Below are 13,520 nucleotides of genomic sequence, written 5' to 3'. Positions count from 1 at the left end.
CATGACCGACACACTCACCACCGCCCCGCAGCCGCGGGACCGGGTGCGGCACTTCGCCCGGACCGAGCGCACCGGTGTGGCGACCGTGCGCCGGGAGGCGACCGTGCAGCCCGGGATGTGCGGGCCGAACTCGCTGCTCATCGGCCGCATCGGGGACTGGACCTGGGAGACCGTCAGCGAGGTCTGCGGCACCGATGTCTTCAACGCCCGCGATCCCAAGGGCCGTGCCACCTACCTGTCCTTCTACTACTACCGGGTGCGCAGCGGCGGCAGCCTGCTGCACCCGCGGGCCATCTCCTTCGGCGACCGCCTGGAGGTGATCTCCCGGGTGTTCGGCTACGGCAGCGAGTCCGTGCTGACCCTGCACCGCATCCGCCGGATCGGTTCGGGGCCCGGCAGCCTCGACGCCGAGGTGCTCAGGGAGGACTCCTTCGAACCCGAGGAGTTCTACGAACGCCCACGCCCCGACTGTCTGTACGTCGAGAACTTCAACCGCTGGGTGGCCCGCGGCCGTTCGGACAGCAACGTCGGTCTCGTCCGAGCCTCGCCCGCCGACTTCTGCCATGCCCAGCTGCCCAGGCTGCCCGATGCCTACTCGCCGCGCCTGGCCTGCAACGGCGCGCGCAGCGAACACCGCTTCCTCGACCCCCTGACCGCCGGATACGTGCCGCTCGGCGAGGAGTTCACCACCGAACACCCAGTCGACGTCAGCAGCGACGTCAACGGGGTGGGGCTGCTCTACTTCGCCTCGTACTTCGCCATCGCCGACGGCGCCCTGCTCAAGCTGTGGCGCAGCCTCGGCCGCAGCGACCGCTCGTTCCTCGACCGGACGCTGCTCGACTCCCGGGTCTGCTACCTCGGCAACGCCGATGTCGACTCGACACTGCGGCTGCGCGCCCGCCCCTGGCACCGGGCCGGCGACCGGGCCGAGGAACTGGTGGAACTGGTCGTGGAGGACCTCGCGACCGACCGCACGCTCGCCGTGTGCAGCTTCGAGATCCGCAGGGAGGTGGAGCGTCATGCCGACGCAGCATGAGACGGGACAGCGCACCGGCCAGCACACGGGCCAGCACACGGGGCAGCACACGGGCCAGCACCCCGGACAGGACACCGGGCGCGCCGAGATCGAGGCGCTCGTGCACGACACGATCCGCTCGATCCTGCCCGGCCTGCCCGCGGGCGCGGTCGACGGCGGGCGGCATCTGAAGGAACTCGGCGCCGACTCGGTCGACCGGGTGGAGATCATCATGGCCCTGATCGAGCAGCTGGGCATCGAGGCGGACATGTCCCGGTTCAGCGAGATCCCGTCCGTGGACGGCCTGGTCCAGTTCCTGTGGGAGGAGAAGCGCTCATGACCGCACAGCCCGTCGAGGCCCCTCAGGGCTACGGCATCGAGGCGCTCAACGTCTACTGCGGCGCCGCCCATCTGCCCGTCAGGACCCTCTTCGAAGGCCGCGGCCTCGACCTGGCCCGCGTGGACCATCTGATGATGGAGACCCGCTCCGTCAGCCTGCCCTGCGAGGATCCGGTCACGCACGCCGTCAACGCCGCGAAGCCGCTGGTCGACGCGCTCGACGCGGAGGACAAGGAGCGCATCGAACTCCTCATCACCTCCAGCGAATCGGGCGTCGACTACAGCAAGTCCATCGCCAGCTATGTGCACGAACACCTCGGCCTGAGCCGGCACTGCCGCGTCATCGAGGTCAAACAGGCCTGCTACGCCGCCACCGCGGCCCTGCAACTCGCCGTCGCCTACGCCGCCTCCGGTGTGTCACCGGGCGCCAAGGCCCTCGTCATCGCCACCGACGTGGCCATGGTCGACGAGAACGCGCACTACGCCGAGCCGGCCACGGGCGCCGGGGCGGCCGCCCTGCTCATCGGCGACCGGCCCGAGGTCCTCGCCCTCGACGTCGGCGCCTTCGGCACGTACAGCTACGAGACCCTCGACTCGGCGCGCCCCGGCCCCGACTTCGACATCGCCGACGTCGACCGCTCCCTCTTCGCCTACCTCGACTGCTTCTCGCACGCCTTCGCCGACTACCGCAGGAAGGTCCCCGAGGCCGATCTGCGCACCGACTTCGCACAGTTCGCCCTGCACACCCCGTTCGCGGGCCTGGTCAAGGCCGGACACCGCAAGCTGATGCGGGACGTCCTGCGGGCCTCGCCCGAGGAGATCGACGCGGACTTCACGGCACGGGTCACCCCCTCGCTCACGTATCCGCGCATCGTCGGCAACCTCTGCTCCGGCTCCGTGTACCTGGCGCTGAGCAGCATCATCGACAACCTTCCCTACGAGGGGGAGCTGCGCGTCGGCCTCTTCTCCTACGGGTCGGGGTGTGCCTCGGAGTTCTTCAGCGGGGTCGTCTCCCAGCACTCGCGCGCCGCGCTCGCCCGTCAGCGGATCGGTGAACGGCTCGCCGCCCGCGCCGAGTTGTCCTTCGCGGACTACGAGGACCTGCTGGCCGAGAACATGCGCTGCCTCGTGCCCGCGCGCTCCCGGGAGGTCGACGTGGCGCGCTACAAGCCGCTGCTGCACGGGGTGACCCGTGACGGCGGGCATCTGGTGCTGCGCGGTGTCGAGGAGTACCACCGCGTCTACGAGTGGGTGTGAGCAGGCGATGACGACGTACTCCCCGACGCAGGCCGTGACCCACCCGGCACCCACGGCCCACCCGGCACCCACGGCCCACCCGCCGGCCGCGCCGGTGCCGCCCGCGGGACGGCCCCCGACGGCGACACCTCCCGCCACCGCACCTGCGTCCGCGAATCGCTGGCTGGGCGGTGTGCCGCCCGGCACCGACGCCCCCGTGCGACTGTTCTGCTTCCCGCACGCCGGGGGCGGCAGCAGCGCCTTCAGGGGCTGGCACCAGGCGCTCGCGCCGCTGGCCGAGGCCCGCCCGGTGGTGCTGCCGGGACGCGAACGCCGGCTCAGAGAAGTGCCGTACGTGGCGATGGAGCAGCTCGTCGAGCCGCTGTACGAGGGGCTCCTGCCGTTCCTCGACCGGCCCTTCGCCTTCTTCGGGCACAGCATGGGGGCGGCCGTCGCCTACGAGATCGCCCGCCGCTGCACCGCCGAGGGGCGGCCGCCGGTCCGCCTCCTCGTCTCAGGACGGCGGGCCCCGCACCTGCCGTCGCGGCGCAGCTCGTACGCCGAACTCCCCGACGAGGCCTTCCTCGAAAAGGTGGGCGGCCTCAACGGCACCCCCGCCGACGTCATGGAACAGCCCGAGCTCTTCCGGCTCTTCCTGCCGTGCCTGCGCGCCGACTTCGAGCTCAACGACACCTACCGACCGCTGCCCGGCCTGCGCCTGGCCTGCCCGGTCACCGCGCTCGCCGGCAGCGAGGACCCCGAGGCGAACCGCACGGAGCTGAGCGCCTGGTCCCAGGTGACCTCGGGGCCGACGGAGGTGCACACACTGCCCGGCGACCACTTCTACCTCAAGGACGCGCCGCGCGCGCTGCTCGACCTGGTCCGCAGCCGCATCGAACAGTCCGCGGCAATCTGAGCACACGGCCGCGGGCCGCCCCCACCATGAGCAAACGGCCGCGGGCCGCCCCCACCAGGGGACGGCCCGCGGCCCGCTGCCCTGTTCAGCCGCCGATCTCGTACTCCAGCGTGAACAGCCGCTCGTCGCCGCGGTGCACCCAGGTGCACTTCCCGGTGAGCCCGCTCAGCGCACCCCGGCCCGAACCCGGCACCACATAACCGGTCGCGGGCTCCGGCGGGGCATCACCGCCCATGATGTTGGAGTGGTGCAGCACGAAGCTGCCCTTGCGCCCGCCCAGGGTCCCCTCGAAGCGCTCGCTGGCCACATAGCCCGCGGAGCCGTCCTCGGACTGGCTCATCAGCAGCACCGCGGTGCTCTCGCCCTCCAGGTCGCCGCGCCACACCCGGCCCACCTCACCGCGCACCATGCGCGGGCCCTCCTCGGGCTCCAGGTACGGGTGCTCCTTCCAGGAGACGCTGTCGAATTCGGCCGATGCCGTCTGGCCCATGCCTCAACTCCCTTGTGCCTCAGCGGAACAGCGGGCACCTCCGAGCCTGTGGATGCCCCGGCCGCCGAAACTACCCGAGCACCCCCGCGGGCACGCGCAACCTTGAGCAGACGGCGTGGATCACAGCCTTCTAGCTTCGGCTCAGGGGCTGTCCGGTGATCCGCCGGACACCCGCCAGAGGGTGTCCCCGACCCACCGGACACCCCCTGAGCCGCCGAGCCGAGGAGCCTTCCGTGACCGAGCCCAACCACCTCGTCGTCCCCGACCTGCTGCGGATCCGCTCGTCCGACACCCCGGACCAGTCGGCGCTGATCGTCGACGGAGTGCAGAGCCTCAGCTACGGCGACTGGGAACGCCGTTCCAATGCCGTCGCCCACCAACTGATCGCGCGCGGCGCCCGCCGCGGCACCCGGATCGCGCTGCTCTTCACCGGGATGGACTGGATCCACTACGCGGTCAGCTACCTGGGCCTGCTCAAGACGGGCGCGACCGCGGTCCATCTCACCGACCAGCTCGACACGGCCGAGCAACTGCGCCGCCTCGGCCAGACCTCGGCGACCGGCCTCCTGCACACCGCGGGCGTCAAACCGCCCGCCGGCTTCACCGGATGGTCGGCCCCGGGCGCGGCACTCGAAACCGGCGACGCGTCACCGGTCGACGCGTCCATCGCCATCGAGGACCTCGCCGACATCCTCTACACCTCCGGCACCACGGGCCCGGCGAAGGGCTTCGGCAACCCGCACGGGGTCCTGACCTTCGGCCGTGGCCCCGAAGGGCTGCGGAACTTCGACGAGCGGTCCCCGCTGATGGCGCCCATGCCGCTCGGTACCACCTCCAGCGCGACCACCTGCGCCGTCGTGGCCCTCACCGCCCCCGGACCGACCGTCGTGGTCGACCCCGAGAACGTGGAGCGGATGGCCGAACTCGTCGGCCAGCTCGGCGCCGGATCCCTCATGCTCCAGCCCTGGACGGCCATCCAGCTGGTCGCCTCGCGGGCCCACGAACGTCACGACCTGTCAAGCGTCACCCGCATCGGCTCCGCCTCCGCACCCCTGCCGCCGCGGATCGCCAAGGCGCTCCTTGCGATGATGCCCGGCGCCCAGGTGAACAGCGCCTACGCCCAGGGCGAGGCGGTACCCGCCGTCATCCTGGGGACCGTCGACCCCGAACGCCCCATGGTGATGGGACGGCCCGCACCCGGCACCGAGGTACGCATCGTGGGTGCGGACGAACAGCCGCTGCCCGCGGGCGAGCTGGGCGAGATCTGGCTGCGCTGCCCGGCCCCCAAGCGCCGCTACCTCGAAGAAGCGCGCAACCGCGACAAGTGGCGGGACGGCTGGGTGCGCACCGGTGATCTGGGCCGGCTCACCGAGGACGGCGAGGTCGTCCTCTTCGACCGCCGCGAGGACGTCATCAACACCGACGCCGGGCCGGTCTCCAGCATCGAGATCGAGGAGACGGTGTACGACCATCCGGCCGTCCTGGAGGCCGCGGTGATCGGCCTGCCCGAGAGCGGCGGCGCCGGACACCAGGCCGTCACCGCCGTCGTGGTCCTCGACGGCCCCGAGGAGCCGGACCTCAAGTCCTTCCTCGCCGAGCGCCTCGCACCCCATCAGGTGCCGACCGTCTGCCACTTCGTCGAGGAACTGCCCCGTGGGGTGACGGGCAAGGTGCTCAAGCCGCTGCTGCGACGCCGCCTCACGACCACGCCCGCATGAGCGCACCGCCCCGCGTCGGCCCGCGGGCGCCAACCCGTGCCCGCACACGCTCAGTTCTGAGCATCGCACCCTCCACCCGCGAACCTACGCTGAGCCGGCCTCAAGGGCACGGCCGCGCCGTGACCAGGAACCAAGTCCACCTCCACCTGCGACGATCGGGGACACCGGCATGTACGACGTGATCGTGGTGGGGGCGCGCTGCGCCGGATCCACCACAGCGCTCCTGTACGCCCGCGCGGGCCTCAGGGTCCTGCTCCTCGACCGGGCCCGCTTCCCCTCCGACACCCTGTCCACCCTCTACATCCAGCAGCCCGGCGTGGCCCGCCTCGCGCGCTGGGGCATCCTCGACGCGCTCACCGCCACCGGCTGCCCCCGCCTCGACCACGTCGTCTACCAGCTCGACGACGTACGGGTCGAGGGCTGCGCCTCCGCCCACGAAGGCATCACCGGGGCCATCGCCCCGCGCCGCCACACACTCGACCGGATCCTCGTCGAACACGCGGTCGCGGCCGGCGCGGAACTGCGCACCGGCTGCCAGGTCACCGGCCTGCTTGAGGAGGACGGCCGGGTCGCCGGCGTCACCTGCAAGGAGGGCGGCCGCTCCTTCACCGAGCGGGCCCAGCTGGTCGTCGGCGCCGACGGCATGCGCTCCACCGTCGCCCGGCTCACCGGCGCCGAGGAGTACCACGAGGCCCCCCGGCTCACCTGCGCCTACTACACCTTCTGGGACGGACCGAAGACCCACTTCGAGCTGTACGAGGGCAAGTCCGGCTGGGTCTCGGCCGTACCGACCAACGACGGCGCCGTGCTCGTCTCCGCGTACTTCCCGCAGGACCGCTTCGACGAGGTACGCGCCGACGCACTGGCCGCGTACACCGAAGGCGTCCGCATCAACGCCCCTGAGATACACGAGCAGTTGAAGTCCGCCGAGCGGCTCGAACGGCTCCGCGGCACAGGGGAGCAGCGCAACTACTTCCGCCGCGCGGCAGGCCCCGGCTGGGTGCTCGTAGGCGATGCCGGCCACCACAAGGACTCCCTGACCGCCCGCGGCATCGGCGATGCCTTCCTGCAGTCCGAGCTGCTCGTCGAACTGACCGCGGGCGTGCTCCACGACCCGGAGCGGCTCGCGGACGCCCTCGGCAGCTACGGCACCCGGCGCGACGAACAGCTCATGGAGGCCTACCAGGGCGCCCTGATGGTGGCGAGCACCGAGGCGAAGGACAAGCGGCGCGCCCTGCTCTCCGCCGTCCGCACCAGCCCCGACCTCACCCAGCGCTACTTCGACACGGTGGCGGGCCTGCGTCCGGTCGCCGACCTCTACACCCCCGAACTCCTGGCCCTGATGTCGGCCAGGTGACCCAAGCCGCATCCCCGCACGGGACGCGCCCCCGTACGAGAAAGGACCGCGCATGCCCGCGCTCGCACAGCTCAAGGGCGTCACGCTCGACTGCCCGGACCCGGTGGCCCTCGCCGAGTTCTACCACCGCTTCACCGGCTTCGACATCGCCTTCAGCACGCCGGAGTTCGCCGGACTGACCGTGCCGGACAGCCCCGGCCTCGGCTTCCAGAAGGTCACGGACTACCGCGAGCCGCGCTGGCCCGGCCAGGACGCCCCGCAGCAACTCCACCTGGACTTCGCCGTGGACGACGTGACCGAGGCCGAGAAGCGCGCCGTGGAACTCGGCGCCACGGTGCCGGCCGACCAGCCCGGCGGCGAGCGCTGGCGTGTCCTGCTCGACCCGGCGGGCCACTCCTTCTGCCTCTCGGCGTCGAACTGACCCCCACACCCGGAAGGTTCCCCAAAGATGTCCGCAACCGCTTCACAGACCCCGGCCGGCAAGGCGCCCGGCTCATCGGGGGGCAGCGGCCTGGCCCTGACGGTCATCGCCGTCGCCCAGCTGATGGTGATGCTGGACGCCACGATCGTCAACGTCGCGCTCCCCGAGGTCCAGAAGGACCTGGGACTCGCCACGACCGACCTGTCCTGGGTCGTCAACTCCTACACCCTCGCCTTCGGCGGCCTGCTCCTGCTCGGCGGGCGCATCGGTGACATCCTGGGCCGCCGCCGGGTCTTCCTCGGCGGTATCGCCCTGTTCACCCTCGCCTCCCTGGCCGGCGGCTTCGCCCAGTCCTCGGTCTGGCTGATGGCCGCGCGGGCCCTGCAGGGCGTCGGCGCCGCGGTGATCGCCCCGTCCATCCTGGCCCTGATCGTCACGACCTTCCTCGACGAGGGCATGCGCAACAAGGCCTTCGGCGTGTACGCGGCCGTCTCCGGCTCGGGTGCCGCGATCGGCCTGCTCGCGGGCGGGGCGCTCACCCAGGCGCTCTCCTGGCGCTGGGTGCTCTTCGTCAACGTGCCGATCGGTATCGCCCTGTACCTGGTCATCCCGAAGGTGCTCCGCGAGACGGACCGCCAGCCCGGACGCTTCGACCTCTACGGCGCCCTGACCTCCACCCTCGGCATGGGCGCCCTCGTGTACGCGTTCATCCGGGCCGGCGACAAGGGCTGGGGCGACTCGGCGGCGCTCGCCACCTTCGCCGCGGCGGTGGCGCTGCTCGTCGCCTTCGTGGTCGTCGAATCGCGCACCAGGATGCCGATCATCCCGCTGCGCATGTTCCGCGACCGCAACCGGGCCGGGATCTACGTCATCGGACTGTGCCTGACCGGTTCGGTGATGGGGCTGTTCTTCTTCCTGACCCTGGTGATGCAGAACGTCTTCGCCTACGACCCGCTGCAGGCGGGCCTCGCCTTCCTGCCGGTGAGCGTGTCCATCGTGTTCACGGCGGCCGTGGCCTCCAAGCAGCTGCCGAAGATCGGCCAGAAACTGCCGCTCGTCCTCGGCGTCAGCCTCAACACGGTCGCGCTGCTCTGGCTGTCGAACGTGACCACGTCCACCGGGTATCTGACCGGTCTGATCGGCCCGATGCTCCTCTTCGGCATCGGCACGGGGCTGCTGTTCGCGCCGCTCGCGCAGCTCGGCGTGTCCGGCGTCCCGATGGAGGACTCGGGTGCCGCCTCCAGCCTGCTCAACGCCACCCAGCAGGTGGGCGGTTCGCTGGGCCTCGCCGTCCTGATGACGGTCTTCGGCGCCACCACCCGCTCCAGCACCTCGGGCGACCCGGCCGCCGTCCTCACCGACGGCGCCTCGGCGGCCTTCCTGACCGCGGCGGCCTTCGCCGTAGTCGCGCTGCTGATCGCCGCGGTCGTGGTGAAGGTGCCCGGCCAGGAGCCCGCGGCGGCCGAGGCGAAGGACCAGGAGCCGGCACCGGACGCGTCCGCCGCACAGTCGCCCGCCTGACGTCCGCCCGTACGAGCGCCTGACGTCCGCCCGTACGAGGAGGGGCCGGGCCTTCACCGTCGAAGGCCCGGCCCCTCGCCGTGCCGTCCGCCCCGGCGCTCAGCCCACACTCCGCGTGGCCAGCCCCAGCAGACCGGCCACCGAGTGGTCGAGGACGGGCAACGGCGGCTCGACGGGGCGGATCCCGCCCGAGGACCCGGGAGACCCGGGGACGCGGACGCCCCCCTCATCCGCCCCGACCACCCGCCAGATCATCTCGTCCCGCAGCACATACGTACCCGAGGTGACCACCTTCTCGCCGCGGACGGCCATGATGCAGCGGGCCATGATCGTGTCGTCGGAGTGCATGTACTCGTGCATACCGATGAAATCGAGACCGAGTGCCCAGTCCTGCGCGATGCGTTCCCGGATCGCCTCGCGGCCCTTGACCACCCCCTGGAGACGGAGCCACTCCGCTTCGGGATGGTAGGTGGCCATCAGGGCGTCGAGATCATGCCGTGCGAGGGCGTCCAGCTGCTTCAGGAAGACGGGGTGGATCCGGGGTCGCGCTGTCTCGTGCGGAGTCATCACCAATGATCCTCTCCGGCATGACGGATGCGCCGATGGCTGATGTGCCCCGATGGTCCGTACATTTCCGGCCGTTGTCCGCTCACAGTTGAGCGGGCCACGCCGGATTCCGGTTCCACGGGTTAGAGTGCGCCCCGGTGCGGCTCGGGCCGGAAGGTATGACGGGGGAGTACCGGAAGGTATGACGGGGGAGTAATGGTCAGGGTTCTGCTGGCTGAGGACATGCCGATGCTGCGTCGGGCGCTCGTGTCCCTGCTGGAACTGCAGGAGGACATCGACGTCGTCGCCGAGGTCGAATCCGGTGACGCGATCCTGCCGAAGGCGCTCGAGGTCCGGCCCGAGGTGGCGGTCCTCGACATCGACCTTCCGGGCATGGACGGCATCCGTGCGGCGGCCCTGTTGCACGAGGAGCTGCCCAAGTGCCGCACGGTGATCCTCACCAGCCTCGGCCGGCCGGGCAATCTGCGCCGTGCGCTGTCCGCGCACGCCTCCGGTTTCCTCCTGAAGGACGCCGATCCCGACCAGCTCGCCGGTGCGATCCGGGATGTGGCGGCGGGACGGCAGGTCATCGACCCGCAGCTGGCGGTGGCCACCCTGCAGGCCGGGGACGGCCCGCTGACCGAACGCGAGACCGAGGTGCTGCGCCTTGCGGCCGACGGCGAGGAGGTCCCGGCGATAGCCAGGACGCTGTTCCTCTCCTCGGGGACCGTACGCAACTATCTGGCCACCGCCGTCACCAAACTCGGCGCGCGCAACCGCATGGACGCGGTCAGGATCGCCCGGGAATCCGGCTGGCTCTAGTCCTTCCGGCTCTGGTCCTTCCGGCTCTGGTCCTTCCGGCTCTGGTCCTTCCGGCTCTGGTCCTTCCGGCTCTGGTCCTGGTTCTCGCGCGAGGCGCGGCAGGCGGGGAATCGCTGACAAGACCTGAGCAGGACCTGAGACAGGGCCCGGGATGGGGACGGGGCCGCCCTGCGCCTACGGTCTCGTGCTGAGCCGCAGCGCCTCCTCACCGCCGTCCCGGCTGGCATCGCGCGGTACGACCGCGGTCAGTTCGAACCAGCCGTCGGCGTCGCGCACCCCCGCATCCAGCCGCCCGCCGAGCGACTCGACCCGGGCCGTGAGGCTGTCGAGGCCGTTGCCGCCGTCGTCCGCCTCCGGGCCCAGGTGTGCGAACGGGGTGCCCACACCGTCGTTCGCCAGGGTGAGCCGTGCCATGCCGTCCTCGGTGTCCACGGCCTCGATCAGACAGTGCTCCGCCTTGCTGTGCCGGAGCATGTTGGTGATGCCTTCGCGCAGCACCGTGGCGAGCACGGTGTCCGCCGCGGCCGACAGCGTTCCCACCTGAGAACGCTCCGCCGTCTCGATGCCCATCGCGTTGAGCAGTGACTGGGCCGCGCCGACCTCGGTGGACAGACACAGCTTGCGGTAGCTGCTGGCCACCGACCGCATATCGGCGAGCGCCTGGTTGCTGAGCGCGAGGATCTCCCGCATCTCCTCCTCGGCCTGTTCCGGCCGCAGGGCGATGAGCCGGCAGGCGAGTTCGCTCTTCAGCTTGACGGTGGCGAGGCTGTAGCCGAGCAGATCGTGCAGGTCCCGGGAGAAGCGCATCCGCTCCCGGTCGACGGCCATCCGGGTCAGCTCCCCGCGCGCCGCCTGCACCTCGTGCATCAGACCCGTGAGCCGGCTGAGCCCGTAGACCACGAGCCCGGTGAGCACGGTGGCCACCGCGTTGTAGCCGACCTCGTCGGTGCCGAAGCCGACAGCGAACTGGATGCCGATCACCGAGGCCACGACCGCCGCGCAGAGCAACAGGCTGGTCAGGCCCCGCAGCAGGAGCAGCACCGAACCGAGCAGGAACCCCGGCATCCCCATCCACGCGGCACCGAAGACGGCGAACGGCGCGTAGGTGAGCACCGCCTGGGCACCCAGCGTCCGCCATCCCCGGTAGCGGGCAACCCAGGGGACGAGCGAGGGGATCGAGTGGTTCAGCTGGAGCACGAACAGGCCGCCGAGCAGCACGAAGCAGCCGGCCAGGCTGAGTGTGGTGTACGGGGCGCGCAGCACGTACGTGATGGCGACGGCGAAGACGCAGAAGATCACCACGAGGGTGATCGTGGCCGCGAAACGGGGCGCGAGGTCCGACTCGGCGACGGGAGCGCGGCGGGGGCGGTGCGGAAATGAACTGGGCATATGTATACGCACCATGGGCAGCACCTCACCAGCGGATTGGCCAAGTGTGCGTAGCTTAGGCCAACTTCCGTCATTCAACGGTCGGTTGATCGCACATCGGAGGTCTGCGAAGCGTGTGCGGTCCACAGGCCGAGCACACGTCGGCAGCGCTCCTGCCAGTCCGGCCCGTTGACCGGCGTCTCATGCTCGGCGGCCGGAGTGAATCCGGGGGGTCCCTGAGGCAACGGACCGAGGACGAACTCGCCGATACTCGACTCCTTCGACCAGTCGAGCCCGAGCGCCCGCGCCGACAGGTCACTGTCGCCGACGGCCAGCGCGCACGGGGCGAGCCCCATCGCCGTGCACACCAGATAGAGGGTCTGCTGCAGCACCCCCACGTCCTTGAGCAGCCCGCTGTAGGCAAGACCGCTGAACCGGGCCATGACCTGCTGGAACCTGGCGGTCATCACGATGAGTACGGGCGGGTCCGCCACGAGCCCGCCGACCTCCCGTGCCTCGACGACCAGTTCGGCGGCGAGCTCCGGATCCGCGTCGACAGGCCTGAGCGCATGCGCCACGGGGTCGTAGTGGTACGCGCCGGGAGCAAGCCCCTCACAGCTGCTGACCAGCAGATAAAGCTCCAGGGCATACGAACGGCCGACACTGGGATACGGGCGGCTGCTCGCCGCATCGCCCGGCCCGCCCGCCTCCTGGGAGCCGTGCGCAGCCCCTTTTGCCGCCCCTGCCACCGAACCCGCGGACGCCATCGTGCGGACCCGTGCCGCCCGGAACAGCAGTTCCGCGAGCTGCGCCAGCGTCAGCGGACGCGCTCCGTAGGCGCGTACGGAGCTGCGGGCCTCCAGGGCCGCAGTGAGCGGCGGATCCTTGTCGAGCAACGCGTCGAGTTCCGGTCGCGGCAAAGCGATCGGCTCGCGTACGACAGGGGCGGCCGCACCCGCGGCCACCGGCTTGTCGCGTGGCACACCGGTCGCCCCGACCGGCCCGTCGTCCCGTCCGGTCCGGCTGCGCGCGTGCATCATCAGCTCGACCGGCGACCAGGAGGCGAGCGAGGGATCGTGGTCCTCCTCGAACGAGGGCTGCGCCGCACCGGGCGCCACGGCACCCCGGACCAGCACCCCGGCCCCCTCCAGATACCCCACGACCGCGCGCACCACGCCCAGCGGCAGCCCCATCCGTCCCGCCAGCTCCTCGACCGTGGCCGGATGGGCGAGTGAACACACCAGCGCGGCCGCCTCGAACCGGTGCAGCACCACCCGCTGTTTGCGCAGCGGAGATTCGACGCACAGCTCCTCGGTGTCGCCGCTCACCATCGCGTAACGGGACAGCCGCAGCAGCGTGTCCGCCCGCGGAACCAGCGGACGGAACCGGGCGTCGCGCGCGATGGGCACCACGGAGAGCAGCGGCCTGCTGCCGTCGACCGACAGGGAACGCACCATGACGTTCTCCAGCGTCTCCAGGGTGCTGTCGAGCAGGTCGCGTTCCCTGCGCGCGGCCTCGGTGATGTCGGTCGTGACCAGGTTCCGCAGGACCACAGGGCCGTACGACATCCGCTCCAGCGCGGGATGCAGCCGGGGCGGCAGCCGTACCTCGCCCCACCGGGTGGCGAGCACCAGGCTGTCCTCGTCGCCGTCGGGCAGCTCGACGAGCGTGTCCTCGCGCAGCGACCACAGCTCGACGACTTCCGGCGCGGGCTGGGGAGGCGGTGCTGCGGGAGGCGTGGACACGGGGGGCCTTTCGGTACGGGATGCGT

At 71.2% G+C, this 13,520-nt stretch carries 13 protein-coding genes; 9 read left to right on the top strand and 4 right to left on the bottom strand.

The genetic code is table 11. The annotated features are described in order from the left end of the window. The first annotated feature begins 1 nt into the window (after position 1). From ACLF6P_RS07800 to ACLF6P_RS07785, 4 genes are read left to right on the top strand one after another with little or no spacing between them, the layout of a single operon-like run. On the top strand, positions 2 to 1,036 hold the full coding sequence (locus ACLF6P_RS07800) for an LnmK family bifunctional acyltransferase/decarboxylase (RefSeq protein ID WP_415949101.1): 1,035 nt from the start codon (positions 2 to 4) through the stop codon (positions 1,034 to 1,036). Then, positions 1,020 to 1,355, top strand: coding sequence for a phosphopantetheine-binding protein (locus tag ACLF6P_RS07795; RefSeq protein ID WP_415949100.1), 336 nt, complete (start codon positions 1,020 to 1,022; stop codon positions 1,353 to 1,355). Before ACLF6P_RS07800 ends, ACLF6P_RS07795 begins: the two co-directional genes overlap by 17 nt. Further along, positions 1,352 to 2,611: a hydroxymethylglutaryl-CoA synthase family protein gene (locus ACLF6P_RS07790; RefSeq protein WP_415949099.1), complete on the top strand. Its 1,260-nt coding sequence runs from the start codon at positions 1,352 to 1,354 to the stop codon at positions 2,609 to 2,611. Before ACLF6P_RS07795 ends, ACLF6P_RS07790 begins: the two co-directional genes overlap by 4 nt. Positions 2,612 to 2,618: 7 nt before the next feature. After that, entirely contained in the window at positions 2,619 to 3,506 is an 888-nt protein-coding gene (locus ACLF6P_RS07785) for a thioesterase II family protein (RefSeq protein ID WP_415949098.1), read from the top strand. An 85-nt stretch (positions 3,507 to 3,591) separates the two neighbouring features. On the opposite strand, the gene ACLF6P_RS07780 is transcribed toward ACLF6P_RS07785, so the two are convergent. Continuing rightward, entirely contained in the window at positions 3,592 to 3,996 is a 405-nt protein-coding gene (locus ACLF6P_RS07780) for a DUF3224 domain-containing protein (protein WP_415949097.1), read from the bottom strand. A 233-nt stretch (positions 3,997 to 4,229) separates the two neighbouring features. Between ACLF6P_RS07780 and ACLF6P_RS07775 the strand changes: the two genes are divergently transcribed. From ACLF6P_RS07775 to ACLF6P_RS07760, 4 genes are all read left to right on the top strand, one after another. After that, a complete protein-coding gene (locus tag ACLF6P_RS07775) occupies positions 4,230 to 5,714 on the top strand; it encodes a class I adenylate-forming enzyme family protein (protein ID WP_415949096.1) in 1,485 nt (494 codons plus the stop codon). A 169-nt stretch (positions 5,715 to 5,883) separates the two neighbouring features. Next, positions 5,884 to 7,071 carry an NAD(P)/FAD-dependent oxidoreductase gene (locus ACLF6P_RS07770; RefSeq protein ID WP_415949095.1) on the top strand — a complete coding sequence of 396 codons (1,188 nt, stop codon included), beginning with the start codon at positions 5,884 to 5,886 and terminating at the stop codon, positions 7,069 to 7,071. A gap of 52 nt (positions 7,072 to 7,123) precedes the next feature. Beyond that, entirely contained in the window at positions 7,124 to 7,492 is a 369-nt protein-coding gene (locus ACLF6P_RS07765; RefSeq protein WP_415949094.1) for a VOC family protein, read from the top strand. 27 nt (positions 7,493 to 7,519) lie between these two features. Beyond that, positions 7,520 to 9,013, top strand: coding sequence for an MFS transporter (locus ACLF6P_RS07760; protein WP_415949093.1), 1,494 nt, complete (start codon positions 7,520 to 7,522; stop codon positions 9,011 to 9,013). Positions 9,014 to 9,112: 99 nt separating this feature from the next. On the opposite strand, the gene ACLF6P_RS07755 is transcribed toward ACLF6P_RS07760, so the two are convergent. Further along, positions 9,113 to 9,580 carry a nuclear transport factor 2 family protein gene (locus ACLF6P_RS07755; protein WP_415949092.1) on the bottom strand — a complete coding sequence of 156 codons (468 nt, stop codon included), beginning with the start codon at positions 9,578 to 9,580 and terminating at the stop codon, positions 9,113 to 9,115. 195 nt (positions 9,581 to 9,775) lie between these two features. On the opposite strand from ACLF6P_RS07755, the gene ACLF6P_RS07750 reads away from it, so the two are divergent. Continuing rightward, positions 9,776 to 10,381 carry a response regulator transcription factor gene (locus tag ACLF6P_RS07750; protein ID WP_415949091.1) on the top strand — a complete coding sequence of 202 codons (606 nt, stop codon included), beginning with the start codon at positions 9,776 to 9,778 and terminating at the stop codon, positions 10,379 to 10,381. Between the two features lie 174 nt (positions 10,382 to 10,555). Here the strand turns inward: ACLF6P_RS07750 and ACLF6P_RS07745 are convergent, their stop codons facing one another. Together ACLF6P_RS07745 and ACLF6P_RS07740 are read right to left on the bottom strand one after the other, a co-directional pair. Further along, positions 10,556 to 11,785, bottom strand: a complete 1,230-nt coding sequence (locus ACLF6P_RS07745) for a sensor histidine kinase (protein WP_415949090.1) — start codon at positions 11,783 to 11,785, stop codon at positions 10,556 to 10,558. A gap of 59 nt (positions 11,786 to 11,844) precedes the next feature. Continuing rightward, positions 11,845 to 13,494, bottom strand: coding sequence for a SagB family peptide dehydrogenase (locus tag ACLF6P_RS07740; protein WP_415949089.1), 1,650 nt, complete (start codon positions 13,492 to 13,494; stop codon positions 11,845 to 11,847). Positions 13,495 to 13,520: the final 26 nt, after the last annotated feature.

This window comes from Streptomyces lothianensis (assembly GCF_047779955.1).
Taxonomy (GTDB): domain Bacteria; phylum Actinomycetota; class Actinomycetes; order Streptomycetales; family Streptomycetaceae; genus Streptomyces.
This window is presented reverse-complemented; position numbering and strand designations above follow the sequence as displayed.